Source organism: Streptomyces tailanensis (assembly GCF_008386495.1).
In the GTDB taxonomy this organism is placed as follows: domain Bacteria; phylum Actinomycetota; class Actinomycetes; order Streptomycetales; family Streptomycetaceae; genus Streptomyces; species Streptomyces tailanensis.
Map to the genome: position 1 here is coordinate 169,907 of NZ_VTHJ01000006.1, position 26,820 is coordinate 196,726.

22 protein-coding genes are annotated in these 26,820 nt (G+C 70.7%); 13 read left to right on the top strand and 9 right to left on the bottom strand.

Features of this window, described 5'->3' with window-relative positions:
* The first annotated feature begins 26 nt into the window (after nucleotides 1-26).
* Complete coding sequence (locus tag F3T56_RS07535) at nucleotides 27-1,451, top strand: lipase maturation factor family protein (RefSeq protein WP_149823908.1); 1,425 nt, start codon at nucleotides 27-29, stop codon at nucleotides 1,449-1,451.
* A gap of 159 nt (nucleotides 1,452-1,610) precedes the next feature.
* Nucleotides 1,611-2,957: an amidase gene (locus F3T56_RS07540; protein ID WP_149823909.1), complete on the top strand. Its 1,347-nt coding sequence runs from the start codon at nucleotides 1,611-1,613 to the stop codon at nucleotides 2,955-2,957.
* 503 nt (nucleotides 2,958-3,460) lie between these two features.
* Here the strand turns inward: F3T56_RS07540 and F3T56_RS46050 are convergent.
* A complete protein-coding gene (locus F3T56_RS46050; protein WP_172638842.1) occupies nucleotides 3,461-3,634 on the bottom strand; it encodes a hypothetical protein in 174 nt (57 codons plus the stop codon).
* Between the two features lie 492 nt (nucleotides 3,635-4,126).
* On the opposite strand from F3T56_RS46050, the gene F3T56_RS07550 reads away from it, so the two are divergent.
* Nucleotides 4,127-4,645 (top strand): hypothetical protein, encoded by a 519-nt coding sequence (locus F3T56_RS07550; RefSeq protein WP_149823910.1) that lies wholly within the window; start codon nucleotides 4,127-4,129, stop codon nucleotides 4,643-4,645.
* A gap of 48 nt (nucleotides 4,646-4,693) precedes the next feature.
* Here the strand turns inward: F3T56_RS07550 and F3T56_RS07555 are convergent, their stop codons facing one another.
* The 5 genes from F3T56_RS07555 to F3T56_RS07575 all read right to left on the bottom strand — a co-directional run bounded on the left by F3T56_RS07555 (nucleotide 4,694) and on the right by F3T56_RS07575 (nucleotide 11,166).
* Nucleotides 4,694-6,193, bottom strand: a complete 1,500-nt coding sequence (locus F3T56_RS07555; RefSeq protein ID WP_149823911.1) for an SDR family NAD(P)-dependent oxidoreductase — start codon at nucleotides 6,191-6,193, stop codon at nucleotides 4,694-4,696.
* Between the two features lie 114 nt (nucleotides 6,194-6,307).
* Nucleotides 6,308-7,642: a wax ester/triacylglycerol synthase family O-acyltransferase gene (locus F3T56_RS07560; RefSeq protein WP_149823912.1), complete on the bottom strand. Its 1,335-nt coding sequence runs from the start codon at nucleotides 7,640-7,642 to the stop codon at nucleotides 6,308-6,310.
* A 237-nt stretch (nucleotides 7,643-7,879) separates the two neighbouring features.
* Nucleotides 7,880-9,100, bottom strand: a complete 1,221-nt coding sequence (gene glgC, locus F3T56_RS07565; RefSeq protein WP_149823913.1) for a glucose-1-phosphate adenylyltransferase — start codon at nucleotides 9,098-9,100, stop codon at nucleotides 7,880-7,882.
* Nucleotides 9,101-9,155: 55 nt separating this feature from the next.
* Nucleotides 9,156-10,307 (bottom strand): glycogen synthase, encoded by a 1,152-nt coding sequence (glgA, locus tag F3T56_RS07570; protein WP_149823914.1) that lies wholly within the window; start codon nucleotides 10,305-10,307, stop codon nucleotides 9,156-9,158.
* Nucleotides 10,308-10,404: 97 nt separating this feature from the next.
* Nucleotides 10,405-11,166 (bottom strand): (2Fe-2S)-binding protein, encoded by a 762-nt coding sequence (locus F3T56_RS07575; RefSeq protein ID WP_149823915.1) that lies wholly within the window; start codon nucleotides 11,164-11,166, stop codon nucleotides 10,405-10,407.
* 229 nt (nucleotides 11,167-11,395) lie between these two features.
* Between F3T56_RS07575 and F3T56_RS07580 the strand changes: the two genes are divergently transcribed.
* Entirely contained in the window at nucleotides 11,396-12,520 is a 1,125-nt protein-coding gene (locus tag F3T56_RS07580; protein ID WP_172638843.1) for a DMT family transporter, read from the top strand.
* Between the two features lie 46 nt (nucleotides 12,521-12,566).
* Here the strand turns inward: F3T56_RS07580 and F3T56_RS07585 are convergent, their stop codons facing one another.
* The gene (locus F3T56_RS07585) at nucleotides 12,567-13,733 is read right to left on the bottom strand and encodes a transglycosylase family protein (RefSeq protein WP_149823917.1); all 1,167 of its coding nucleotides are present in this window, start codon (nucleotides 13,731-13,733) and stop codon (nucleotides 12,567-12,569) included.
* Between the two features lie 406 nt (nucleotides 13,734-14,139).
* On the opposite strand from F3T56_RS07585, the gene gndA reads away from it, so the two are divergent.
* Nucleotides 14,140-15,579, top strand: coding sequence for an NADP-dependent phosphogluconate dehydrogenase (gndA, locus tag F3T56_RS07590; protein WP_149823918.1), 1,440 nt, complete (start codon nucleotides 14,140-14,142; stop codon nucleotides 15,577-15,579).
* A gap of 427 nt (nucleotides 15,580-16,006) precedes the next feature.
* On the opposite strand, the gene panD is transcribed toward gndA, so the two are convergent.
* Nucleotides 16,007-16,426 (bottom strand): aspartate 1-decarboxylase, encoded by a 420-nt coding sequence (gene panD / locus F3T56_RS07595; protein WP_149823919.1) that lies wholly within the window; start codon nucleotides 16,424-16,426, stop codon nucleotides 16,007-16,009.
* 326 nt (nucleotides 16,427-16,752) lie between these two features.
* On the opposite strand from panD, the gene F3T56_RS07600 reads away from it, so the two are divergent.
* From F3T56_RS07600 to F3T56_RS07620, 5 genes are all read left to right on the top strand, one after another.
* Nucleotides 16,753-17,400 carry a nucleotidyltransferase family protein gene (locus F3T56_RS07600; protein ID WP_149823920.1) on the top strand — a complete coding sequence of 216 codons (648 nt, stop codon included), beginning with the start codon at nucleotides 16,753-16,755 and terminating at the stop codon, nucleotides 17,398-17,400.
* Nucleotides 17,384-17,719, top strand: a complete 336-nt coding sequence (locus tag F3T56_RS07605) for a hypothetical protein (RefSeq protein WP_246203470.1) — start codon at nucleotides 17,384-17,386, stop codon at nucleotides 17,717-17,719. Before F3T56_RS07600 ends, F3T56_RS07605 begins: the two co-directional genes overlap by 17 nt.
* Nucleotides 17,716-18,561 carry a metallophosphoesterase family protein gene (locus F3T56_RS07610; RefSeq protein WP_246203471.1) on the top strand — a complete coding sequence of 282 codons (846 nt, stop codon included), beginning with the start codon at nucleotides 17,716-17,718 and terminating at the stop codon, nucleotides 18,559-18,561. Before F3T56_RS07605 ends, F3T56_RS07610 begins: the two co-directional genes overlap by 4 nt.
* Nucleotides 18,562-18,732: 171 nt before the next feature.
* On the top strand, nucleotides 18,733-19,107 hold the full coding sequence (locus tag F3T56_RS07615) for a hypothetical protein (RefSeq protein ID WP_246203472.1): 375 nt from the start codon (nucleotides 18,733-18,735) through the stop codon (nucleotides 19,105-19,107).
* Between the two features lie 94 nt (nucleotides 19,108-19,201).
* The gene (locus F3T56_RS07620) at nucleotides 19,202-19,888 is read left to right on the top strand and encodes a DUF6766 family protein (protein WP_149823949.1); all 687 of its coding nucleotides are present in this window, start codon (nucleotides 19,202-19,204) and stop codon (nucleotides 19,886-19,888) included.
* A gap of 30 nt (nucleotides 19,889-19,918) precedes the next feature.
* On the opposite strand, the gene F3T56_RS07625 is transcribed toward F3T56_RS07620, so the two are convergent.
* Entirely contained in the window at nucleotides 19,919-21,805 is a 1,887-nt protein-coding gene (locus F3T56_RS07625; protein ID WP_172638844.1) for an ABC transporter ATP-binding protein, read from the bottom strand.
* 166 nt (nucleotides 21,806-21,971) lie between these two features.
* Between F3T56_RS07625 and F3T56_RS07630 the strand changes: the two genes are divergently transcribed.
* From F3T56_RS07630 to F3T56_RS07640, 3 genes are all read left to right on the top strand, one after another.
* A complete protein-coding gene (locus F3T56_RS07630; protein WP_149823923.1) occupies nucleotides 21,972-22,934 on the top strand; it encodes a lysylphosphatidylglycerol synthase transmembrane domain-containing protein in 963 nt (320 codons plus the stop codon).
* Nucleotides 22,935-23,268: 334 nt separating this feature from the next.
* Nucleotides 23,269-24,348 carry a mechanosensitive ion channel family protein gene (locus F3T56_RS07635; RefSeq protein WP_149823924.1) on the top strand — a complete coding sequence of 360 codons (1,080 nt, stop codon included), beginning with the start codon at nucleotides 23,269-23,271 and terminating at the stop codon, nucleotides 24,346-24,348.
* A gap of 211 nt (nucleotides 24,349-24,559) precedes the next feature.
* The gene (locus tag F3T56_RS07640) at nucleotides 24,560-26,779 is read left to right on the top strand and encodes an NADP-dependent isocitrate dehydrogenase (protein WP_149823925.1); all 2,220 of its coding nucleotides are present in this window, start codon (nucleotides 24,560-24,562) and stop codon (nucleotides 26,777-26,779) included.
* Nucleotides 26,780-26,820: the final 41 nt, after the last annotated feature.

Sequence of the window (26,820 nt, forward strand, 5' to 3'; positions counted from 1 at the left end):
TCGCATTTTCCAGGAGCGCGAGAGCCATGGAGTGGTTCACCGCACCCGACTACTGGCTGAGCCGACTGCTCTTCCAGCGGGCCTTGGCCGTGATCTACCTGGTCGCCTTTCTGGGGGCCGCCCTGCAGTTCCGGGCACTGCTCGGGGAGCGCGGCATGCTGCCGATCCCCCGCTTCGTCGAGCGGGTTCCGTTCCGGCACTCGCCGAGCGTGTTCCACTTCCACTACTCGGACCGTTTCTTCGCGGCGTGGGCCTGGGCGGGCTGCGCGGTGTCGCTGGCGCTGGTGGCGGGGCTGGACTCGTGGCTTCCGCTGTGGGCCGGGATGCTGCTGTGGCTGGTGCCGTGGGTGATGTACCTGTCGATCGTGAACGTGGGTCAGACCTGGTACTCGTTCGGCTGGGAGTCCCTGCTCCTGGAGGTCGGTTTCCTGGCCGTGTTCCTGGGCAACGCCGAGGTGGCGCCGCCGATCGTGGTGCTGTTCCTGCTGCGCTGGGTGCTGTTCCGGGTGGAGTTCGGCGCCGGGCTGATCAAGATGCGCGGCGACGCGTGCTGGCGGAAGCTGACCTGCCTGGACTACCACCACGAGACCCAGCCGATGCCGGGCCCGCTGAGCTGGTTCTTCCACCATCTCCCGAGGCCGTTCCACCGGGTCGAGGTGGCCGCCAACCACGTCACCCAACTCGTCGTCCCGGTCCTGCTGTTCACCCCGCAGCCGATCGCGACGGCCGCCGCCTCGCTGATGATCCTGACCCAGCTGTGGCTGGTGCTGTCGGGCAACTTCGCCTGGCTGAACTGGATCACGATCGTGGTGGCCCTGTCCGCCGTCGACTTCGGGACCGGCGCACCGGACGTCCCCGACGCGTCCCGCTGGTACGAGGTCGTGGTGCTCGCGGTCGCCGCGCTGGTCCTCTGGCTCAGCTATCACCCGGTCCGCAACATGATCTCCCGCCGGCAGGTCATGAACCGTTCGTTCGACCCGCTGCACCTGGTCAACACCTACGGGGCGTTCGGCAGTGTCAGCCGGGTGCGGTACGAGGTGGTCGTCGAGGGGACGGCGGACGACGCGCCGCGCGAGGACTCGCACTGGCTGGAGTACGAGTTCAAGGGCAAACCGGGTGATCTATGGCACTGGCCGCGCCAGTTCGCTCCGTACCATCTGCGGCTGGACTGGCTGATGTGGTTCGCGGGGCTCTCCCCCGCCTACGCCGCGCCCTGGTTCGGGGCCCTGGTGGAGCGCCTCCTGGAGAACGACTCCGACACGCTCCGGCTGCTGCGCCGCTCGCCCTTCCCCGCCGACGCCCCGCCCCGCTTCGTCCGCGCCCGGCTCTTCCGCTACCGCTACACGACCTGGCGGGAGTTGCGGGAGACGGGTGCGTGCTGGGAGCGGACGTACGTACGGGAGTTCATGCCGCCGAGCCGGTTGGCCACGGCGGCCGCGGGGCGGTCGTAGAACCCGGGCCGGCTGTCCTCAAGGGCGGCTTTCTTCACGGCGGCCTCTCGACGTGGCGCCGTCGCACAGGGCACAGTGCTCCTCTGTACTCGACCGTTACTCGCGGGTACACCTCCGTCGCGTCCTGATCGACGCACACGACATCGACAGGGAGCGCCCGTGACCAGCTGGGTCGGCCGGACCGCCGCCGAGATCGCCACCGCCGTACAAGAGAAGCGGGTCACGCCGCGTGCGGTGGTGGCGGAGCATCTCGCGCGGATCGAGGCGCTGGACGGGCGGATCGGGGCGTTCCGCAAGGTGCGGGCGGAGGCGGCCCTGGCCGAGGCCGACGAGGTGGGCAACCGGTCCGACCTGGCCGAACTCCCCCTGGCGGGCGTGCCGGTGGCGGTCAAGGACAACCTCGCCGTACACGGTGAGGCCACCCGGAACGGGTCCGCCGCGACGCCGGACACCCCGGCCGGGGACGATCACGTCACGGTGGCCCGGCTGCGGGCGGCGGGCGCGGTGGTCGTGGGCCTGACGAACGTGCCGGAGCTGTGTGTCTTCGGCACCACGGACGGGGTGCACGGCACCGCCCGCAACCCGTGGGACCCCTCGCGCACGACCGGCGGTTCGTCGGGCGGCAGCGCGGCCGCGGTCGCCGCCGGGCTGGTGCCGATCGCACTCGGCAACGACGGGATGGGCTCGCTGCGCATACCGGCCGCCAACTGCGGTCTGGTGGGCCTCAAGCCCGGCTTCGGGGTCGTCCCGGCGGACATCGGGCACGGCGACTGGTTCGGCATGTCGGAGAACGGGCCGCTCGCGACGACCGTCGAGGACGCCCGGCTGATGTTCCAGGTGCTGGCGGGTACGGAGATCACCCGGCCGTCCGGGCCCCCGTCCCCCCGCCGCATCGCCCTCTCCGTGCGCAGCCCCCTGGTCGGCGTGACCGTCTCCCGGCCGTACGCCGATGCCGCGCGCCGGGCGGCCGACCTGCTCGCCGGGGCCGGGCATCAGGTCCGGCCCGCCGATCCGCCGTACCCCGTCTGGCTGGGCACGACGTCGCTGGCGCACTGGACGGCGGGCACCGCGGTGGACGCCGAGGGCCTCGATCCCCGGCTGCTCACCCGGCGGACCCGTGTGCACGCGGCCGTGGGGCGCCGCTTCGTGGAGGGGGTCCGCAAGGGCGAGCGCCGGGAGCGGTTGCGCCGCCGCATGGAGCCGTTCTTCGCCGAGCACGAGGTGCTGCTCACCCCCGCGCTCGCCCGGCGAGGGCCCGCGGCCGCGAACTGGCACGAGCGGGGGTGGCTGCGCAATCTGCTGGTGAACACCAACTACTCGCCGCTGACACCGCCGTGGAACCTGACGGGTTGGCCGGCGCTCTCGGTGCCGTTCGGCACGCTCCCGTCGGGCGCGCCCTGCGCGGTGCAGTTGGTGGGCCGCCCGGGTGCCGAGCTGGAACTGCTGGGGCTGGCACGGCAGTTGGAGATTCTGCGTCCGTGGCAGCGGACGGCGCCGATCGGTTAATACGCATAAGGCCGCTTTAGCTCGATCGTGTGATGGTCGGCTTCCGGGCTTGCGGTGCACTGGGCCGACCGGGTTAGCGTTGCTGTGCGATCTGGGACGCCGGGTGCGGTGCCAGCGTGCGAGGCCCCTGCTCCACCGGAGTGATGGCTCAGGGCCTCCCCGTCGCCTCTGGCCGCACCCACCTGGCCAGGTCGCGCAGAGAACCGGCCTCCCGGGCCAGGACCACGGACAGGATCCATGTCGCCGCCCCGGGGTCGAGTACGCCGGGGATCAGTGCGCCCAAGACCGTTCGGGGCGTGCGGCTGAACGGGGCTCACTCCCGCTCAGCCCAGAGGAACGGTGAGGTAGGCGGAGGCGACTACGGTCCGTGGTCGTCTTCGGCGCGGTGCCAGAAGGGCCAGATCCGCGGCCAGTCCTCGGCGGTGGCTTCTCTGATCTGCATGGGCGTGAGTCTGGCACGCCCATGCAGACGACGATCACGACGGTGACGACCGGGAATCCGGTCAGTCCACGCTGGGCAGGATGTGGGGCTCGGCGAGGTCGTCCTCGTAGCCCGCCAGGCGGATGGGTGCGGACCTGGCCCACACGTCCAGACTGCCGAGTTCCTTCTCCGAACGGCCGCCGCGCTCCGTGCGTTCCTTGGGGCGCTGATCGCGATTCGTCTTCTCCGGTGTCACCGCGCACTCCTTATGTGTCGGTCACCCTCGGGACGTCGGCTCCAGCCTGCCGCTGTGCGCCTGACGTCCGCTCGGGTCTGAGTCGATGTCAGTTCGGACGCGGTGGCGCCGTATCGCTTGGGCGGAGCAGGCCGTGGTGACCGGCTTGTCCCGGGACGGACCGTGGGTGTGGGTGGGACCCATATCAAGCTGTCCGTCCAGTACAGAGTAACCAAATGAGCGGGTGCCCGCTCGATGGGGCTGAAAACAAGAGGTAACCGACTGGAGTCTTTCCGCTCACATCAGGCTCGACCGTATGGCATTTCGCCCGTTCTTGTTACGTTTACACCACCCGTTCGGCGCAGTGCTCGAACTGCGCGCCCGACCCGCGAACCATCGGATCGCTGCCCTCGGCACGCAGTTCAGGTCCTGTTGGCCGAATCGCAAGCCGACCATGATCTGGTGATGTACCGCAACGGCATTTCTCGTGGGCGGACTCGGGAGGACCGACGCATGGAGCTGCGCAGCGTCGAGGAGCTGATGGATCTGCTGCACGCCTGCCGGGGCGGCCCGGAAGGCTCGGACGGCCGCCGGGGCGCTCCGGGCCGCCCTTCGGGCGCCTCGGTCGATCCGCACGAGCACGCGCTGCAGACCGCCGCGCTGCTGCGCCGGGGGCGGCCCGCCGACAAGGAGCTCCAGGTGGCCGGTCTGGTGCACGCCATCGGGCAGCTGCTGCGGCCGGGCGACGACACCGGGCACGCGGACCTGGCAGCCGACGCGGTTCGGCCGCTACTGGGCGAGCGGGTCGCCCGTCTCATCCGCCTGTCCGCCCTCGGCCCCGACGACCTCGTACGGCGGCACGCGGGCGGCTGGGTCGACGCCGCGCTCGTCGAGGACGTGCTGACACTACGACAGGCGGACGAGGCGGGCCGGTGCCCCGGGGTCGACGCCGGGGTCCTGGAGGACTGGCGCACGGTGCTGGAGCTGGTGGCGGAGCGGGCCGCCGGGCGGGCGGGCCGGGTGCGGGCGTAGAGGGTGCTTTGAAAGCCCCGCACAGCACCCCGGCGCCCCGGCCTGCCTTCACCACTTGCCGGGCAGGTAGTCCTTCATGAAGACGCCGTAGAGGTCCTCGCCCTGTTCGCCGCGGACGATGGGGTCGTAGACGCGGGCCGCGCCGTCGACGAGGTCGAGCGGGGCGTGGAAGCCGGCCTCGGCCAGGCGCAGCTTGTCGTAGTGCGGGCGCTCGTCGGTGATCCAGCCGGTGTCGACGGAGGTCATCAGGATGCCGTCGGTGTCGAACATCTCCTGCGCGCTGGTCCGCGTGACCATGTTCATGGCGGCCTTCGCGGCGTTGGTGTTCGGGTGGCCCGCGCCCTTGTAGCCGCGGCTGAACACCCCTTCCATCGCCGAGACGTTGACGACGTACGCGCGCTTGCTGGGCGCCTTGCACGCGGCGTCGGCCATCGCCGAACGCAGCTTACTGATCAGGATGAACGGCGCCGTGTAGTTGCACAGCTGGGTCTCAAGGAGCTCCACCGGGGAGATCTGCTCGATGGACTGCACCCAGGTGTTGCTGTCGACGACGTCGGGGACCAGTCCGCCCGCGTCGATGGCGGTGCCGTCGAGGTGCTTGGCGACGCTCGCGTTGCCCGCGACCAGGGCGAGGTCGGCGACCTTCTGCGCGTCGAGTCCGCTGCTGCCGAGGGGGAGCGCGGCGAGGCCGTCGACGGCGCCGGAACCGAAGGCGCCGATGACGTGGTGGGCGGGGAGTTCACCGGCCGGCAGCGGGGCGCTCTCGCCCTCGACGAGCGCGGCGTACGCGGAGGGCAGACGGCGCACGGTCTGGGTCGCGTTGTTGATCAGGATGTCGAGCGGGCCCTGCTCGGTGAGCTGGTCGGCCAGGGCCACCGCCTGGGCCGGGTCGCGCAGGTCGATGCCGACGACCTCCAGGCGGTGGATCCAGTCCGCCGAGTCGTCCATGGCCTTGAAACGGCGGATGGCGTCCTTCGGGAACCGCGTGGTGATCGTGGTGTGCGCGCCGTCGCGAAGCAGCCGCAGCGCGATGTACATGCCGATCTTGGCGCGGCCGCCGGTGAGCAGGGCGCGCTTGCCCGTGAGGTCGGCGCGGGCATCGCGGCGGGCGCGGTTCTCCGCGGCGCAGTCCTGGCAGAGCTGGTGGTAGAAGTAGTCGACCTCGACGTAGCGGGTCTTGCAGACGTAGCAGGAGCGGGGGCGCTGGAGTATCCCCGCGATGCGGCCGGCCTCGGTCACGGACGACGGCAGGATGCCCTCGGTCTCGTCGTCGATGCGCTGGGCGGAGCCGGTGGCGGTGGCCTCGGTGACCGCCTTGTCGTTCGCGGTCTTGGCGGCGCGGCGTTCCTGGCGGCGGCGCTGCTTCACGGTGCGGTAGATGCCGGCTGTGGCGCGGCGTACCGTGATCGCGTCGGGGTGGTCGACGTCCAGCTCGTCGAGCTCCTCGAGCACGCTGAGGCAGACGGCGAGTCGGTCGGGGTCGATGCCCCGGCCGTACGACGCCTCGGCCGTGGCGGAGGTCGCCTGCCCGTCTTCTGTCACCGTCATCGTGCTGCCGTTCCTTGGGGTCGCCTGCGGCGCGGGGGCCGTGTGTGCTGTTCGAACGCGGAATTCTACGGAGCGGCGGGCCTGGGCACCAAAAACCGGGTTTCACCCCGGTGGTCAGGGGGCGCAGGCTGTCAGGAGGGCCTCCGCCTCCTGGGAGAGCGCCTTGCCCAGGAGTTCGAGGTCCGGGACTGCCTCCCCGTCGGCGACCAGGCCGTAGTGCACGCGGCCGCGATACGTCGAGACGGCTACGGCGAGGGACTGGCCGTACGCCAGCGGAGCGAGGGGGTAGACCTCGGTGAGGGGGCAGCCGCCGAGGTGGAGGCCGAGGCTGGGGAGGGGGACGCTGGTGACGAGGATGTCGAACCAGAGTCGGGCGGCCTGGCTCACCAAGGGCCCGCCCAGGCGGTGGCCGAGGGGCGGGACGTGGTCGGCCAGGAGGGCCACCGCGCCGGCACCCCGGTTGGGCCCGGCGTCCTTGTTGCGGTCCATCGCCGTACGGACCGTGCGCAGGCGGCCCAGCGGGTCGGGATCGTCGACGGGGAGTTTCATCAGATAGCCGGAGAGCCGGTTGCCCTGAGGGTGCGCGGTGCGGGGTCGGCGCTTGGAGACGGGGATGAGGGCCCGGGGCGCGACCCCGTCGCTGCCGTCCCCGCGCTCGTCGAGCCAGCGCCGCAGCGCGCCGGCGACGACGGCGATGAGGACGTCGTTGACGGTGCCGCCGACGGTCTTGCGGATCCGGTGCACGTCGTCGAGGTCCAGGGCCACACCGACGGTGCGGCGGGTACCGCTCGGCTCGGAGGTGAGCGCCGCCGAGGACCGGGCACCCAGCGTCGTACGGGCGACGGCGGCGCCGATGTCGAGGGCGCGGCCGAGGTCGGAGAGCGTGCCCCGGACGAGGGACGGCAGGTTGCGCACCTCGCCGATGAGTCCCCGGGATGGCTCCACCGGGCGCGGCCGGGGCGCGGGCATGTCGATCGGGTCCATGACGGCGGCGGCGAGCGTCAGCGCCCGCAGCCCGTCGGCCAGGGCGTGGTGGAACTTGAACAGCACGGCGAAGGAGGTGCCGTCCTGCCCCGGCAGGACATGTGCCTCCCACGGCGGCCGACCGCGCTCCAGCGGGCGCTCCATCAGCCGCCCGGCCACCGCGTGGAAGTCGGCGGTCGGCGCGTGCAGCCGTACGTGGTCGAAGGGCTCGAAGTCCACGACCGGCTCACGGGTCGCGCCGCCGAAGGCCAGGGGCAGCCGTACGTCCGGGAACCACACGTCCCGGATCCTCATCCGCAGCCCGGGCACCGCGGCGGCCCTGGCGGCGAGCAGGTCGGCGGCGTCGGCGCCCGCGGTGGGCGAGTTCGCCGTGAAGACGCCGAGGGCGGCCAGGTGCATCGGGTGGTCGGCGGACTCGATGTTCCAGAACGCCAGGTCGAGTGGTGCGAGCAGGTCAGAAGTCAATGGCTTGCCTCGCGTCGACGATGGGTGAGTCAGTAGTCAATCGCCATTGCCCGATTACGGTCAAGTACGATCAAGCTACGCACAGTTAACAACAGATTAAGTCCCGCCTCGGTGAAAAGGCGGGACTCGTGGGGCATCTGTGGTCGACACGGTCACTCTGACACTCTGAAGGACCAGTCCGGGCGACCGGGCCGGGCGATCCGGCCGGGCGGTCAAGGGGTCATCGGGCCGAGTCGGCTACGGGACCCGCTGGCCCTTGCCCAGGGCGATCACTCCGCCCTTGGAGACCGTGTACAGCTCGGCGTCGCGCTCCGGGTTGACGCCGATGGTGGCGCCCGGGGGCACCTGGACGTTCTTGTCGAGGACGGCGCCACGGACGACCGCGCCCCGGCCGATGTGGACGTTGTCGTGGAGGACCGAGCCCTGGACGACCGCGCCGGGATCGACGACCACGCCCGGGGAGAGGACGGACCTCGTCACCTGGCCGCGTATCAGACAGCCCGCGCTGATGATCGACTCGCTGGCCATGCCGCCCGCGTTGAAGCGGGCCGGGGAGAGCTGTCCGGAGCTGGTGTAGATGGGCCAGCTGCGGTTGAAGAGATTGAAGGCGGGGCGCTCGGCGATGAGGTCCATGTGGGCGTCGTAGTACGCGTCGAGGGTGCCGACGTCACGCCAGTAGCCCCGGTCGCGGGTGGTGTCGCCGGGCACGTGGTTGGCGCTGAAGTCGTACAGCTGGGCCTCGCCGCGGTCGGTGAGCTGGGGCAGGATCGAGCCGCCCATGTCGTGCACGGAGTCCTCGTCCTCGGCGTCCCGCTGCAACGCCTCGATCAGGGCCTTGGCGGTGAAGATGTAGTTGCCCATGGAGGCGAACACGGTCTCGGGGTCGTCGACGAGGCCCGGCGGGTCGGCCGGTTTCTCCAGGAAGCGCTCGACGACCCGGCCGTCGGAGCCGGGGGTGATGACGCCGAAGGAGGAGGACTCCGTGCGCGGCACCCGTATCCCGGCGACCGTCACGCCCGCGCCGCCCTCGATGTGCTGGGCCAGCATCTGGCGGGGGTCCATGCGGTAGACATGGTCGGCACCGAAGACCGCCACATAGTCGGGCTGCTCGTCGTGGACCAGGTTCAGGGACTGCAGGAGCGCGTCCGCACTGCCCAGATACCAGCGCGGGCCGAGCCGCTGCTGGGCCGGGACGGGGGTGACGTAGTTGCCGAGCAGGCTCGACATCCGCCAGGTCGTGGTGATGTGCCGGTCCAGCGAGTGCGACTTGTACTGCGTGAGGACGCAGATGCGCAGGATGTCCGCGTTGACGAGATTGGAGAGTACGAAGTCCACCAGGCGATACGTTCCGCCGAAGGTCACCGCGGGTTTCGCGCGGTCGGCGGTCAAGGGCATCAGCCGCTTGCCCTCACCGCCCGCCAGTACGATTCCCAGCACCGAAGGTCCACCGCGCCGCATGCCGCCGCCCCTCTGAGCCCGGTCGTGCCGTGCCCTGTCCTTGACACCGCTGTGCCTACCCCTGTTTGAGGACTTCCTCGTACAGCCGGACCGTGCGCCGGGCCACCGCGTCCCAGCCGAACTCCCGCACCGCGCGCTCCCGTCCGGCCTCTCCCATGCGGGCGGCGGTGGCGGGGTCGGCGAGCACCGAGTCGAGGGTGCGGGCCAGCTGAGCTTCGAAGTCGTCCTCCGTCGACACCAGGAGTCCCGTCACGCCGTCCTCCACGACCTCCGGGATGCCGCCGACCCGCGAGGCCACCACGGCCGTACCGCACGCCATGGCCTCCAGGTTGACGATGCCCAGCGGCTCGTACACCGACGGGCAGACGAACACGGCGGCGTGCGTGAGGAGTTGGATGACGTCCGGGCGCGGCAGCATCTGCGGGATCCAGTACAGGCCCTCGCGTACGCGGCTCAGCTCCTCGAAGAGATCGCGGAACTCCCGGTCGATCTCCGGGGTGTCCGGCGCGCCCGCGCACAGCACCACCTGCACGGCCGGGTCGATGTCCCGTACGGCCCTCAGCAGATGGGGCACGCCCTTCTGGCGGGTGATGCGGCCGACGAACAGGACGTACGGGCGTCCGGCGTCGAGGCCGATCCGGTCGAGGACGTCCGTGCCGTGGTCCGGCCTGTAGAGGGAGGTGTCGATGCCGTTGTGCACGACGCGCACCTTGTCCGGGTCCAGGGCCGGGTAGCAGCCGAGGATGTCGTCGCGCATGGCGCCGGAGACGGCGATCACCGCGTCGGCGGACTCGATGGCGGTGCGCTCGGCCCAGCTGGACAGGGCGTATCCGCCGCCCAGTTGCTCGGCCTTCCAGGGACGCAACGGCTCCAGCGAGTGGGCGGTCATCACATGCGGGATGCCGTGCAGCAGCTTGCCGAAGTGGCCGGCGAGATTGGCGTACCAGGTGTGCGAGTGGACGAGTTCGCGGCCTTCGAGTCCGGCGGCGATGGAGAGATCCACGGAGAAGGTGCGCAGCGCGTCGTTGGCGCTGTCGAGCGCGGACCAGGGCCGGTGGCGTACGACGCCGCCCGTGGCCCCCTCCCCCCAGCAGTGCACGTCCAGCTCGACGAGGGACCTCAACTCATGGGCGAGGAACTCGACATGGACGCCCGCGCCACCGTAGACGTCCGGCGGATACTCCCGGGTCAACAGGCCGACTCGCACCCGGAACCCCCTTGCTCAGTGGCTGGTTCCCTCATGGTCACCCACATGGGGCAGTTGGGGAAGACCGCGATTGCCCCGCAGCGATGTTGAACGGCAGTCAGGTGCGGCCGGGTGGGCGGTGCCGGGTGGGGCGGGCGGTAGCGGGTGGGTGGTCGAAGCAGCAGTCGCCGCACAGACCGCCGCCGGGCAGCCGGTAGTAGAGGCAGCAGCTGCGGCGGCGGTACGTGACCGGGTCGAGCGTGCCGGAGAGGTCGGGGTGGGCGAGCAGCTCGGCGGCGAGGGCGCGGGCCCGACTCCCCACCTCCGTACGGCCGTTGGTGTGCCCCCATCGGTCGAGCTGGCGTACGGCGCCCATGAGCGCGGAGGCCGCGTTGCCCCACAGCAGGTGAGCGGAGACGGGCAGTTGAGCGCGCAGGGCCGCCGCGAGGGGGACGAGATGGCCGTCCCGTACGACCTCGCCGATCCGGTCGGCGGGCAGGCTCCGTACCTCCGTCAGCCACAGCTCGTCGGGGGCGCTCGCGGCCGCGTCCCAGCGCAGCAGGCGTGAGTCGAGGTCGGGTACACGGTTGTACAGCGCGGCGGCGCCGAGGGCGATGGACCAGAGGCGGGCCGCGAAGCCGAGATGGGCGATGGAAGCGGCGACGCGTGGCTCGGGGGCACGCACACGACGGGCGACATCCCGGACACGGAAAATTACGGGATTCGCGTAAACCTCCTTCTTCTCGTCTTTCTCATCGGTATCCCGTGCCGCGTAGGCCTCGGCGAGGGTGGGGAGCGGGCCGTTCGGCGGTTCTCCCGTGCGTAGGACGAAGAAGCCGCCGAGGGTCGTGAGGCCGGTGAGTCCGGGGTCGTGGTCCACGAGGTCGAGTAGTACCAGGTGCTGTCGGGGCGGTTGTCATGGTGGGCTGCACTCCGTGTCGCCCACCTTGGGTATTACGCGGGGCCCGTCGTACTCCATCGGCAGTAGGACTCAATGAGTGCTCAGGGACGACGACGGGAACACGTTCGCGCGGCATCGTGTTCGCCATGGAAGCCGATCGTTCACCACGCCGGACCCAGGGGGTCCGCGCCTCGCAGAGGAGCCGCTCATGAGCGCCCTCGCGTTGTCCGTGCTGCTGTCGTTCGTGTCCGCCGTCGCGTACGCGGGTGGCGCGATCGTGCAGGAGCGGGTCGCGGTGTCCTCCCCCGCTCAGTCCTACGCGCCGCTGCGCCGACCGGGCTGGTGGGCCGCGGTCGGGTTGAACGGCCTCGGTGGGCTGCTGCACGTGGTGGCCTTGGCTTTCGGCCCGCTGAGCCTGGTGCAGCCGCTGGGCGCGCTGACCATCGTCTTCGCCCTGCCCATGGCGGCGCTCTTCGTGGGCCGCAGGGCCGGGGCGACGGCGTGGCGGGGCGCGATCATGGCGACGGTGGGTCTCGCGGGTCTGCTCGCCCTGGTCGGCTCGGCCGATGTGCAGTCCCTCGACGCGGCCCAGCGGGTGCTGGTGGCCGTGGTCAGCGGTGGCGCGGTGGCGGCGCTGATGACGGCGGCCCGCGCGGCGCACCGGCACCCGGCGACGCGGAGCATCCTGCTGGCGGTCGCGTCCGGTGTCGCGTTCGGCATGTCCTCGGTGTTCACGAAGACGGTCGCCGTCGACTGGACGAACGGCATCGCGCTCTCCGGCCTGCCGACCCTGGCGGTCATAGGTGTCTTCGCCACGGCCGGTCTGCTGCTGTCCCAGGCCTCCTACCGGAGCGGCGGCCTCGCGGCCCCGCTGGCCACCCTGACCGTGGTGAACCCGGTGGTGGCGGCCGCGGTCGGCATCACGATGTTCGGCGAGACGTTCCGCTACGGCACGACCGGCACCGTGCTCGCGTTGGGCTGCGGGATCGTCGCGGCGGGCGGTCTGATCCTGCTGACCACCGAGCGGCTCGACGCCGAGGTGGACGAGGTACGGGACGGGCGGGTCGACGGCGACGTCACGGTCGGCGGCATCACGGTCGGCGATCGGGAGTCCCTCGCCATCCAGGAGCTGCTCGCGGCGCTTCCGCAGCAACCCGCGGCTGCCACGGCCGCCGACGACGCGATCGACCTCGACCTCGACAGGCCCGTGGTCGTACCCGCCCCGTTCCTGCGGGGCTCGTACGGGGAACAGGTACCGCCGCGGCCGTCCTACGGCGAGCTGTACGTGCCGAAGTCGCCGCTCGACCGGCATCACGACCGCGTCAAATCCTGAGCCGGAGGCCCGGTTCCCCCGGTTCCGGGCCTCCCGCGGCGGCGCGTCAGATCCGTACCCCTCCCGCCCTCAGATAGGCGATCGGATCGATATCGCTGCCGAAGCCGGGCCCCGTCCGCACTTCGAAGTGCAGATGCGGGCCCGTGCTGTTGCCCGTGTTCCCGGACCGGCCGATGCGCTGGCCCGCACTCACGCTCTGGCCGGCCTTCACCGAGATCGCCGACAGATGGGCGTACTGCGTGTAGCGGCCGTCGGAGTGCCGGATCACCACCTGGTAGCCGAAGGAGCCGCCCCAGCCGGAGGTGACGACCTCGCCCGCCGCAACGGACTTCACGGCGCTGCCGGTCGGCAGAGGGAAGTCGACACCCGTGTGGTAGCCCTTCGACCAGGAGGAACCGGAGGCACGGTAGGGCGTGCCGAGGGAGGCGCTCACAGGGGCGACGAAGGAACCGGACTGCTGCTGCCGGTCGGCCCGCTTATCCTGCCGCTCCTGCTTCTGCTCCTGTTTCTGGTCTTTCTTCTGCTTCTTCTGCTGGTCCTTCTTCTGATCCTGCTTCTGTTCTTTTCGCTGTTCTTTCCGCTCGTCGGACCTGTCCGTGCCGGGGGCCGTCGGGCGGAGGCTCAGCCGCTGTCCTGGAACTATCAGGTCCGGGTCGGAGCCGATGGTCTTGCGGTTGGCTTCGTAGAGCCCGCGCCAACCGCCCTTCACCTCGCGGGAGTCGGCGACCTCGGAGAGGGTGTCGCCCCGGACAACCGTGTACATCTCGACCTTGCCCGCCTGTGACTGGGGCGTGGTCTGTGGTTTGACGTCCTCGATCGTGCGTGTCGAACCGCTGTCCTTGGTGAGGCCCGCGCGGACCGAGCAGGTGGGCCAGGCGCCGGGGCCCTGACCGTCGAGGACCTTCTCGGCGATGGCGATCTGCTGTTCTTTGGTGGCAAGGTCGGCGCGGGGCGCGTAGGCGGTGCCGCCGTAGGCCTCCCAGGTGGACTGGCTGAACTGGAGGCCGCCGTAGTATCCGTTGCCGGTGTTGATGTTCCAGTCGTTGGTGGACTCGCAGGCCGCGACCTTGTCCCAGGTCTCGACGTCGGCGGCCTCCGCGGTGCCGGTGGCGATCAGCGGGAGTGCCATCCCCGCACCGCCGGCCGTGACCGTGAGTGAGGCGCGGTTGATCCTGTTCGGCTGGTACCGGCGGTGCCGACCGCGTACGGCCATCGAGAAGCCCCCTCGCATACGCCATGGGCCGCAAAAGTAAGCGCCGCGAACCGGCCATGACAAGACGAAAATTCAGCCGCTCCAACCCCACGAGTGGCGTGTAAGCGACCTGATCCGGCGCGTAAGTGCCCTCGTCCGGCGCACGAGTGACCGGGGACGGCGCACAAATGACGCGGTTACGCGCCCCATTGAGGCAGGTGGGGCCCTTCCCGCGTACTCAAGCCCGGCAGGCCGCGCAGTGCGATCGGGGCCCGCCGCACGTCAGGATGACCGGAGGGGCAATACTGGCGAGCGTTGACGGCGTTACCGATATCAGGACCTACCGGCACCACCGCTTCACCAGGTTTACCAGGTTTATCCGGATCAACCGGCACCACTGATTCCAGGATCCATAGGAGCCAAGCGAATGAGCACTTCAGCCCAGATCGGCGTCACGGGCCTCGCGGTCATGGGGAGCAACCTCGCCCGCAACTTCGCGCGCAACGGCTATACGGTCGCCGTGCACAACCGCACCCCTGCGAAGACGCACGCCCTGATGCAGGAGCACGGGCACGAGGGCGACTTCATCGCGGCCGAGACCGCCAAGGAGTTCGTGCAGGCGCTGGAGCGGCCCCGGCGGCTGGTCGTCATGGTGAAGGCGGGCGGTCCGACGGACGCGGTGATCGAGGAGTTCGCGCCGCTCCTGGAGCCCGGCGACATGATCATCGACGGCGGCAACGCGCACTTCGCCGACACCCGGCGCCGTGAGGCCGCGCTGCGCGAGCAGGGCATCCACTTCGTCGGCGCGGGCATCTCCGGCGGCGAGGAGGGCGCGCTCAACGGGCCCAGCATCATGCCCGGCGGCCCGGCCGAGTCGTACGACTCCCTCGGCCCGATGCTGGAGAAGATCTCGGCGAAGGCCGCCGACGGGGCGCCGTGCGTCACGCACGTCGGTCCCGACGGTGCCGGGCACTTCGTGAAGATGGTCCACAACGGCATCGAGTACGCCGACATGCAGCTGATCGGCGAGGCGTACCAGTTGCTGCGCGATGTGGCCGGATACTCCCCCGCGCAGATCGCGGAGATCTTCCGTACCTGGAACACCGGCCGTCTCGACTCCTACCTGATCGAGATCACGGCCGAGGTGCTGGCGCATGTGGACGCGGCGACCGGGAAGCCGTTCGTGGACGTGGTCGTCGACCAGGCGGAGCAGAAGGGCACGGGGCGCTGGACCGTGCAGATCGCGCTGGACCTGGGTGTTCCGGTGTCCGGTATCGCCGAGGCCGTCTTCGCGCGCTCGCTGTCCGGCCACGCCTCGCTGCGGGACGCCTCGCGGTCGCTGGCCGGTCCGAAGGCGACGCCGCTGAGCGCGGCCGAGGCCGGGGCCTTCGCCGACCGGGTCGAGCAGGCGCTGTACGCGTCGAAGATCGTGTCGTACACGCAGGGCTTCCACGAGATCGACGCGGCCCGTGACGAGTACGACTGGGACATCGACCTCGGCAAGGTCGCCTCGATCTGGCGGGGCGGCTGCATCATCCGGGCGGCCTTCCTCGACCGGATCCGGGCCGCGTACGACGCGCGGCCGGATCTGCCGAGCCTGCTCTCCGACGACACGTTCGCGCAGGAGATCGCGGCGGCGCAGGACGACTGGCGCGAGGTGCTGGTCGCCGCGACGCGGCAGGGCGTGCCGACGCCCGGCTTCGCGGCGGCGCTGGCGTACTACGACGCGCTGCGTGCGGAGCGGTTGCCTGCGGCGCTTACGCAGGGGCAGCGGGACTTCTTCGGGGCGCACACGTATCGGAGGGTTGACCGGGAGGGGTCGTTCCACACGTTGTGGGGGCAGGATCGGTCTGAGGTTGGCGCCTGAGGTGGGGGGACTGCGGGATCGCTCGCGGCTGCGGGTAGGTCGCGGCTGGTCGCGCCCACGCGGCGGAGCCGCAGATTGATACAACCCCGCGCCCCATAAGGGGCGCTGCAGCGGTCCGGCGTGGAGAAGTGCACGCCGGGCCGTTGTTTGTCAGATGTGCCGTCTCGCTACGAGAGCGGCTTTGGCTCTGGTTCTCCCGGGACCGGGTCAGGGCCCGGGGGCTTGGGGATGGGGTCCGGTTCCGGGACGGGGTTGGGGGGTGGTGGTGGGAAGGGTTCCGGGCGTCCGGGGCCCGGACCGGGGGTGGGGCCGGGCTTCACGGGGTCCGGGTCTGGGTGGGTCATGGTGTCCTCCAGCCAGTGGATACGTCGGCCATGGACTTGTGCCACGAGTACCCGTGGCCCGCACGGGCACTCACCCGTTCGGGTCAGACCGTGACGGCCTGTGGGCTGCGTCGCTGGTCCGAGCCCGGTACCGGCTCGGACGGGTCCGCGCCCAGGGACACGATCCGGTTGTCGCGGTCCACGTGCACGACCCTGGGCTCCAGAATACGGGCCTCGGCGTCGGAGACCTGGGCGTAACTGATGATGATCACCAGGTCTCCGGGATGGACGAGATGGGCCGCCGCACCGTTGATACCGATGACCCCCGAGCCGCGCTCACCCTCGATGACGTACGTCTCCAGGCGGGCCCCGTTGGTGATGTCGACGATGTGCACGAGCTCGCCGGGCAGCAGATCGGCGGCGTCGAGCAGGTCGGCGTCGATGGTCACGGACCCGACGTAGTGCAGGTCGGCCTGGGTGACGGTGGCGCGGTGGATCTTGGACTTGAACATGGTGCGCAGCATGGACGTACTCCCGGTTTTCGGCTCCCTGCCCGCTTTTACAGGTCAAGGGCTGCTTCCCTGCAGCGTACGCATCGGCCCGCGTCGCTTCCGTGACGCCCACCACGTGAAAGCCCTTCCACCATGTCGCGCGTCCCTCACGAACCGGGTTTCCTCGACGGAGGCGGCACCGGCCCCCGCTGGAGCGGCTCGACGAGATCCTCACCCCGGGCTGTCCCCGGGCTCGTACGCCTCGCCATCGGCGGGCGCCGCACTATCGTGGGAGGCATGGAGATCTCGTTCGTGCTCCAGCGGTGCCTCGCACCCCGCGCGGCTGTCGGCGGCGCCGGATGAAGACGCGGGGTGGCAGTTCCAGGGCGGCGGGTGACCTCGCCGACCCGACCGACGGCGGGCTCCCCCCGGACCGCACCCCGGCGATCCTCGAAGCGGCCAAGGAGGTCGCTTCGCTGCTCAAAGGGGGTGGGCACCCCTTCGCGCTGGCGGGCGGTGTCGCCGTGTACGCCCATGGCGGCCCCGGGACGCTCCAGCACGACGTCGACTTCTGTGTGCTGCCGGAGGACATCGGGGCCGTGACCGCCACGCTGGAGGCGGCCGGGCTTGAGGTGGTCGAGCCTCCGGAGGACTGGCTGCTGAAGACCCGAAGTCAGGGACAGGAGGTCGACCTGATCTTCCGGCCGGCCCGGGTTCCGGTGACCCGTGAGCTGCTGGACCGGGCGGAGGTGCTGTCGGTCGAGTCCGTGTGGATGCCCGTACTGGCGGTCACCGACCTGCTCGTGGGCCGTCTGCTGGCCTTCTCCGAGCACTACTGCGACTTCGGGGCCGTACTGCCGATCGCCCGCACCCTGCGGGAGAAGATCGACTGGGCCCGGGTCCGGCGCGAGTGCGGTGCCGAGCCCATGCCCGCCGCCTTCCTGTATCTGCTGGAGCGCCTCAACGTGATCGAGCCGGAGGAGACCGGCGATGGCGACAGAACCTGACAACGGATCGGCCGTCGACGACGACGTGGGCGTCGGCACGGACACCGGTCCGGGCACCGGCGCCGCCCACTCGGCGCCGAACACCGAGTACCGCATCGCCCACCTGGGGGAACAGCTCGCGCGTGGCGATCTGGCCGAGCTCGGTATGCGGATCGAGGCCCGCGGCGACACCGTGCACATCACCGGCACCGCGTCCACCGCGCACGACCGCGAGGCGATCCTGCGCATCGTGGCGGAGGAGCTGCCGGGCGTACGCGTCCGGGCCGACATAGCGCTGGCGGACGTCAGCGCGCCCGACCACTCCGAGGAGCTGTCGTGATCCGGGTCGCGGCCGTCGGCGACATCCATCTGGGGCCGGACAGCCGGGGTCTGCTCCGACCGGCGTTCGACACGCTGCCCGACCACGCCGATCTCCTGCTGCTGGCCGGGGACCTGACCCGGCACGGCATACCCGAGGAGGCACAAGTCGTCGCCGACGAGGTGGCGGGCCTGCCGGTGCCGGTGATCGCCGTCCTCGGCAACCACGACCACCACTCGGAGCGGCCCGAGGACGTCACGGACGTGCTCCGGGCGGCGGGCGTGACCGTGCTGGAGGGGGAGGGAACCGTCGTCGACGTCGACGGGGTCCGGGTCGGGGTCGCCGGGACGAAGGGGTTCGGCGGCGGCTTCGCCGGGCGCAGCGGCAGCGAGTTCGGCGAACCCGAGATGAAGGCCTTCGTCCGCCACACCCGAGGTCTCGCGGACGGTCTGCGCCGCGCCCTGGACGGGCTCGCGGCGGACGGCTGCGCGGTCCGGATCGCGCTCACCCACTTCTCGCCGGTGCCGGACACCCTGGTCGGTGAGCCCCTGGAGATCTATCCCTTCCTCGGCAGCTATCTGCTGGCCGAGGCGATGGACGAGTCGGGCGCCGACCTCGCCGTCCACGGCCACGCCCACCTCGGCACCGAGCACGGCATCACGAGCGGCGGTGTACGGGTCCGCAATGTCGCCCAGCCGGTCATCCGACGCGCCTTCGCGGTCTACGGCCTGCCGGTGAACGGATTCCACGACTCGGGAACCGCCGGCCCGGCGACCTACGGTTCGAGGGCCCACGGCTCGGCGACCGACCGCCCGGGAACCAGCGGCCCGGCGACCGACCGCCCGGCGACCGGCGGCTCATAAGCCCCGTTGCCCCGACCGGGCGACGCAGTCCACCCTCGTCGCGCGGCACCCCTGACGCACCCCACGCCGCGGCTACCGTCCGTCGACACATCCGGCGACAGCCGAACGGGAGGCTCTGGGATGCCCTGGCGATGGCGATGGGGAGCGGCGTTCACGACGGGAGCGGCCCTCGTGCTGACGACCGGCTGCGGGACGGTCGCGGAGCGGCGCACGGCGGCCATGGACGCCGCCCTCGACTTCGAACGGGCCCTCGGCGCCCGGGACGGGGCGGCCGTGTGCGCGATGCTGGCCCCGAGCGTCCGCGAGGAGGTCGAGCGGTCCGCCCGTACGGCCTGCGAGGAGGGCGTCCTGACGGAGGAGGTCCCCTCCGCCGCACCGGCCGCCGACGACATCGAGGGCGTCGATGTCAGCGGGCGGCAGGCCCGTGTCGTGTTCCCCGCGGACACCCTGTTCCTGTCCCAGTTCTCCGGCGGCTGGAAGGTCATCGCCGCCGGATGCACTCCGCGCCCGCAGCGGCCCTACGAGTGCCTGCTGAAGGGCGGATGAGGCCGGTGCGCACCATGTTCGTCCTCTGCCTGCTGGTGATCGCGGGCGGTCTCGCCTACTGCATCACGCTGGGGGTACTGCATCGATGAGCCCGATGAGCCGGTCCGTACGGAAGTTCCTGCGGGAGAACGGCCTCGGCCTCGTCTTCCTGACGCTGTTCGCCCTCGCCGTGGTCGGCCAGGCGTTCGCCGGTCACGCCGACTTCAACAACCAGCTCGCCGCGGACGACCTCCAACAGGTCACCCTCGGCGAGTACATGGCGTCCTCGGACTTCGCCGTCGACGTCATGGAGAACTGGCAGTCCGAGTATCTGCAGTTCTTCCTCTACGTCTTCCTCACGGTATGGCTGGTGCAGCGCGGTTCACCGGAGTCGAAGAACCCGGACAAGATCGGTGTCGAGTCCGACGAGGAGCAACGCGTGGGGCCGCACGCGGGCTCGGACGCCCCCCGCTGGGCGGCGGCCGGCGGCCTCCGCCTCAAGCTGTACGCCAGTTCGCTCGGCTACGTCATGGGAACCGTGTTCGTGCTGTCCTGGCTCGCTCAGTCGATCACCGGTGTGGCGGCCTACAACCAGGAGCAGCTGAGGCAGCTCCAGGCGCCCATGAGCTGGCCCAAGTACATCCTGTCCGCCGACTTCTGGAGCCGGACGCTGCAGAACTGGCAGTCGGAGTTCCTCGCCATCGCCTCCATGGCCGTCCTCTCGATCTATCTGCGTCAGCGCGGTTCCCCGGAGTCCAAGCCCGTGGGGGCGGCCCACACGGCGACGGGCGTCGAGGGCTGAACTCCGGGGACCCCCTGTTCCTACGCCTTCCTACGCCGCGGCGACGGGCACGTCCTCCGCCTCCGACTTCTCGAACTGCGTCCGGTACAGCTCCGCGTACCGTCCCCCCACCGCCAGCAGCTCGTCGTGCGTGCCGCGCTCCACGATCCGGCCGGCCTCGACGACGAGGATCTGGTCGGCGGCCCGTACGGTCGACAGACGGTGGGCGATGACCACGGCGGTCCTGCCCTCCAGCGCCTCCGCGAGGGCCTCCTGGACGGCGGCCTCCGAGGTGTTGTCGAGGTGTGCGGTGGCCTCGTCGAGGATGACGACGCGCTGGCGGGCCAGGAGCAGCCGGGCGATGGTCATGCGCTGGCGTTCGCCGCCGGAGAGCCGGTAGCCGCGTTCGCCGACCACGGTGTCGAGACGGTCGGGCAGGGAGCGTACGAGGTCGTCGAGGCGGGCCCGGCGCAGGACGTCCCACAGGTCGTCGTCCGTGGCGTCGGGGCGGGCGAGGAGCAGGTTGGCGCGGACGGTGTCGTGGAAGAGGTGCCCGTCCTGGGTGACCATGCCGAGGGTGCCGCGCAGCGACGCGGCGCTGAGGTCGCGTACGTCGATCCCGCCGACGCGGACGGTGCCCGCGTCCGTGTCGTACAGCCGGGGCAGCAGCTGGGCGACGGTCGACTTGCCGGCGCCGGAGGAGCCGACGAGGGCGACGGTCTGGCCGGGTTCGGCGCGGAAGGAGACGCCGTGCAGGACCTCGGTGCCGCCGCGGGTGTCGAGGGCGGCCACCTCCTCCAGGGAGGCGAGGGAGACCTTGTCGGCGGAGGGGTAGCCGAAGCGGACGTCGTCGAACTCCACGGCCACCGGGCCGTCGGGCACCTCGCGGGCGTCCGGTTTCTCCTCGATGAGCGGCTTCAGGTCGAGCACCTCGAAGACCCGCTCGAAGCTGACCAGGGCGCTCATGATCTCGACCCGGGCCCCGGCCAGCGCGGTCAGCGGCGCGTACAGCCGGGTCAGCAGCAGTGCCAGGGAGACGATCGCGCCGGCCTCCAGGGTGCCGCGCAGTGCGAACCAGCCGCCGAGTCCGTACACCAGGGCGAGCGCGAGGGCCGAGACCAGGGTGAGCGCGGTGATGAACGCCGACTGCGCCATCGCCGTACGCACCCCGATGTCCCGCACCCGGCGGGCGCGCATCGCGAACTCCGAGGACTCGTCGTCGGGCCGCCCGAAGAGCTTGACCAGGGTGGCGCCGGGCGCGGAGAAGCGCTCGGTCATGCGAGTGCCCATGGCCGCGTTGAGGTCGGCGGCCTCCCGCTGGAGCCGGGCCATACGGCGGCCCATGCGCCGGGCGGGGATCACGAACACCGGCAGCAGGACGAGCGAGAGCAGGGTGATCTGCCAGGAGAGGGTGAGCATCACGGCGAGCGTGAGCAGCAGCGTGACCAGGTTGCTCACCACTCCCGACAGGGTGTTGCTGAACGCCCGTTGGGCGCCGATCACGTCGTTGTTGAGACGACTGACGAGCGCTCCCGTACGAGTACGTGTGAAGAACGCGACCGGCATGCGCTGCACATGATCGAAGACGGCGGTCCGCAGATCGAGGATGAGTCCCTCACCGAGCGTCGCCGACAGCCGTCGGCCGAGCAGCCCGAGCGCCGCCTCGGCGACCGCGATGAGCGCGATGAGCACAGCAAGGCGGACGACGAGTGCCTCGTCCCCGCCCGAGACGATCACGTCTACGACGCGCCCCGCGAGCACGGGCGTCGCGACGGCGAGCAGGGCGGTCAGCACACCGATCACGACGAACCACGCGATACGGCGACGATGTGGACGGGCGAAGGCGGCGACGCGCCGTAGCGTCGTCCGGGCGAAGGGGCGGCTTCGCTGCTGGGCGTTCATCATGCCCTGCAGCTGCATCCAGGCGGTGGTCTCCATACTCATGACCAGAACGCTAAAACCTCAAGCAATCTTGAGGTCAAGGCATGTCGTGAAGTACGTGCGGACGGAGTACGCGCGGACGCGGTGAAGTCCGCCGCCCGGACACCCCCTGTCCCCGCGCCCGCAACCTGCCGTTGGGGCGCTGCGGAGAACCTCTCCCAGTGTGACAGCGATACGACTCCCCCAGGGACTGGCCAGGCGTATCCCGGTCCGCCGGATCCTGTGCCTGCTCCCTCTCGCCCTGGTCCTGGTCGTCGCCGTGCGCCACCGCTCCGTCCTCGTCGAGGGCTTCGCCCATTTGGCCACCGCCCAGTGGCCCTGGCTGGTGGCGGCGGTCTGCGCGACCTGTCTGACCTGGGTCGCGGCGGCCGTGACCCGGCAGGGCTCTCTCATCGAACGGCTGCCGGCCCTGCGGCTGCTGGCCACCCAGTTCGCGGCGGGGGCGGCGAACCATGTGCTGCCCACCGGGCTGGGCGCGAGCGCGGTGAACCTGCGGTTCATGACGGTGTGCGGGGTGTCGCTGGCCCGCTCGTCGGCGGCGCTCGCCCTGTATCTGCTCGCGGAGGCGATCGCCCGCGTGGGCCTGCTGCTGGTCCTGCTGGTCACGTTCCCCGGCGCGCTGCGTCTCGGCGCCCTCCTCCCCGACGGGGCGGCCACTCCCTTGCTGATCATCGTCGCGGCCGTGGTCTGCGTGGCCGTGGCCGTACTCCTGCTCGTACGACGGCTGCGCACAGCCGTGTTCGGTTTCGTGCGCACCGCGTTGAGCGAGGCCCGCTCGGTGCACACGCGTCCGACGCGCGTACTGGCGCTGTGGGGCGGCTCGCTGGCCTTCCCGGCGCTCCAGGCGGCCGGACTCGTCATGGTGGGGCTGGCGTTGGGCCTGCACGTTCCCGTGGCGCACATGGTGGTGGCGTATCTCGCGGCCACGGTCGCCGTCGCCCTCGTCCCGACCCCCGGCGGCCTCGGCTCGGTGGACGCGGCGCTCGTGGTCGCCCTGGTGGCGGCCGGCGGCCCGGTGGCCGTGGCGACCGCGGTGGTACTGGCGTACCGGATCATCACCCTCTGGCTGCCGCTGCTGCCGGGGGCGTTGACGCTGGGGGCGCTGGTCCGGCTGAAGGTGATCTGACCGCGGGCATCCCGAGAAACCGTGGCGAACCTGTCGGTGGCGATGCGCGTATCCGGACATTCGGCCGCACCCGACGGTCCGTCAATGGCCGATCCGCGCAGGTCCGGTGCCGATCAGTCAGCCGGATGGGGCAGGATGAGCCGTCGCACCCGGCGTCGTACACACGTCGCACGTACGCCGTACGCACGTCGTACGCACGTCCGGGAAAGCGTGATCGTGCACTCCGGATTCGAGCAGGTGGCAAGGTGACGACGCATCACATACGGTCCGCGGGGCCTGACATACGGCACATACGGCCCGTCGGTCGCTCCCGGCGTCCCTCGGGAGGCGACCGATGACCCGGTCCCTCACCCTCGACGACTACCTCGTGGCCGGAATCATCCTGGTCGCGGGTCTGCTGGCCGCGTTCCTGCTGCGCATACTGCTGCGCTGGCTCGGCGGCCACGCGACGAAGACGCGCTGGGGCGGTGACGACGTCATCGTCGACACCCTGCGCGCGCTCGTGCCGTGGGGCGCGTTCCTCGGTGGCGCGGCCGCCTCGGCGGCGGTGCTGCCGCTGACGAAGACGGTGCAGCACCATGTGAACCAGGGCCTGACGGTGCTGCTCATCCTCGTCGCCACGATCACGGCGGCCAGAGTGATCGCCGGTCTGGTGCGTACGGTCACCCAGTCCCGGGCCGGGGTCGCGGGCTCGGTCACGATCTTCGTGAACATCACCAGGGTCGCGGTCCTCGCCATCGGCTGTCTGGTGATCCTCCAGACGCTGGGCATACCGATCGCCCCGCTGGTCACGGCCCTGGGCGTCGGCGGTCTCGCGGTGGCCCTGGCGCTCCAGGACACCCTCGCCAACCTGTTCGCGGGCATCCACATCCTCGCCTCGAAGACGGTCCAGCCGGGCGACTACATCCGGCTGAGCAGCGGCGAGGAGGGCTATGTCGTCGACATCAACTGGCGGCAGACGACGATCAAGTCGCTCTCCAACAACCTGGTGATCATCCCCAACGGGCAGCTCGCCGGCACGAACATGACCAACTTCAACCAGCCCGAGCAGGACATGACCCTGCTCGTGCAGGTGGGCGTCGGCTACGACAGCGACCTGGAGCACGTCGAGCGGGTGACCAACGAGGTCATCGCGGAGGTCATGAAGGAGGTCGAGGGCGCCGTCCCCGACCACGAGCCCGCCGTCCGCTTCCACACCTTCGGCGACTCCCGCATCGGCATGACCGTGATCCTCGGCGTCGGCGAGTTCAGCGACCAGTACCGGACCAAGCACGAGTTCATCAAACGCCTACACAAGCGCTACCGCGCCGAGGGCATCAACATCCCGGCCCCCCGCAGGACGGTCACCCTCCAGCCGGGCGCCTCGGTCGAGATCCCACACCAGAGGGAGACGGCCGTCGAGGTGGCGCCCTAGAGGTCTTCGCCCCCGCCGCCCCTACCCGTCCCTCCCCCCGCTCGAGCGGAGCCGAGAGTGGGGGGGAGGGACGGGTACGGGTGGCGGGGGCGAGAAACATCCACCGCAACCCCCACCGCGCAACTCCCACCCCCGGACCCCTGTCGAGCCCGCCTCGATCACGAGATATCTTGATGTCGAGCAATGTTGCAGACGTGGAGCGGAGCACCCGGTGACTGACTCGACCATCATCTACACGCACACTGACGAGGCGCCCGCCCTGGCGACCCATTCGTTCCTGCCGGTGATCAAGGCGTACGCCACCCCGGCCGGTGTCTCCGTAGAGACCCGTGACATCTCGCTGGCCGGCCGCATCATCGCCGTCTTCCCGGAGTACCTGACCGAGGACCAGCGCATCCCGGACGCCCTCTCCGAGCTGGGCGAGCTGGCCAAGACGCCCGCGGCGAACATCATCAAGCTGCCGAACATCTCGGCGTCGATCCCCCAGCTGAAGGCCGCCGTCGCCGAGCTCCAGGCCCAGGGCTACGCGCTGCCGGACTACCCGGACGACCCGAAGACCGACGAGGAGCGCGAGATCCGCGCCCGCTACGACAAGATCAAGGGTTCCGCCGTGAACCCGGTCCTGCGTGAGGGCAACTCCGACCGCCGCGCCCCCGCGTCGGTCAAGAACTACGCCAAGACCCACCCGCACCGCATGGGCGCCTGGTCCGCCGACTCGAAGACGAACGTCGCGACCATGGGTGAGGACGACTTCCGCTCCACCGAGAAGTCCGCGGTCATCGCCGAGGACGGCGCGCTGAGGATCGAGCTGGTCGGCGACGACGGCTCCACCACCGTGCTGCGCGAGTCCGTACCGGTCCTGGCCGGCGAGGTCGTCGACGCCTCCGTGATGCGCGTCGCCCCGCTGCGCGAGTTCCTGACCGCGCAGGTCGCCAAGGCCAAGGCGGAGGGCGTGCTGTTCTCCGTGCACCTGAAGGCCACGATGATGAAGGTCTCCGACCCGATCGTCTTCGGTCACGTGGTGCGCGCCTTCTTCCCGAAGACGTTCGCGCAGTACGGCGAGCAGCTGGCCGCAGCCGGTCTGTCCCCGAACGACGGCCTGGGCGGCATCTTCAAGGGCCTGGAGGCCCTGCCGGAGGGCGCTGAGATCAAGGCCTCCTTCGACGCCGAGCTCGCCGAGGGCCCGGCCCTGGCGATGGTCGACTCCGACAAGGGCATCACCAACCTGCACGTGCCGTCCGACGTCATCGTCGACGCCTCGATGCCGGCGATGATCCGCACCTCCGGCCACATGTGGGGCCCGGACGGCCAGGAGGCCGACACCCTCGCGGTGCTCCCGGACTCCTCGTACTCCGGTGTCTACCAGGTCGTCGTCGACGACTGCCGCGCCAACGGCGCCCTGGACCCGTCGACCATGGGCTCCGTTCCGAACGTCGGCCTCATGGCGCAGAAGGCCGAGGAGTACGGCTCCCACGACAAGACCTTCGAGATCCCGACCACCGGCACGGTCCGCCTCGTCGACCAGGCCGGCAACGTGGTGCTGGAGCAGACGGTCTCCGCCGGTGACATCTTCCGCGCCTGCCAGACCAAGGACGCCCCGATCAGGGACTGGGTGAAGCTGGCCGTCACCCGCGCCCGCGCCACCGGCGACCCGGCGGTGTTCTGGCTGGACGAGACCCGCGCCCACGACGCGCAGCTGATCGAGAAGATCAACGCGTACCTGCCGGAGCACGACACCGAGGGCCTGGACATCCGTATCCTCGCCCCGGTCGAGGCCACCAAGCTGTCGGTGGAGCGCATCCGCCGCGGTGAAAACACGATCTCGGTGACCGGCAACGTGCTGCGTGACTACCTCACCGACCTGTTCCCGATCCTGGAGCTGGGCACCAGCGCCAAGATGCTGTCGGTCGTCCCGCTGATGGCGGGCGGCGGCCTGTTCGAGACGGGCGCCGGCGGCTCCGCCCCGAAGCACGTCCAGCAGCTGGTCAAGGAGAACTACCTGCGCTGGGACTCCCTCGGTGAGTTCTTCGCCCTGGTGCCGTCCCTGGAGCAGTACGCCCAGGTCACCGGCAACACCCGCGCCAAGGTCCTCGCCGACACCCTCGACCGCGCCACGGCGACCTTCCTCAACGAGGACAAGTCTCCCTCCCGTCGCGTCGGCGGCATCGACAACCGCGGCAGCCACTTCTACCTGTCCCTGTACTGGGCCCAGGAGCTGGCCAAGCAGACCGACGACGCCGACCTGGCCAAGGCCTTCGCGCCGCTCGCCGAGACGCTCACCGCGAACGAGCAGCGCATCGTCGACGAGCTGATCGCCGTCCAGGGCAAGCCGGCCGACATCGGCGGCTACTACCAGCCCGACCCCGCCAAGGCCGCCGCGGTGATGCGCCCGTCGGCCACCTGGAACGAGGCGCTGGCGAACTTCGCCTGACACACCGCCCGCGCATGAAGCCGCCCCGGCCGGATCACTCC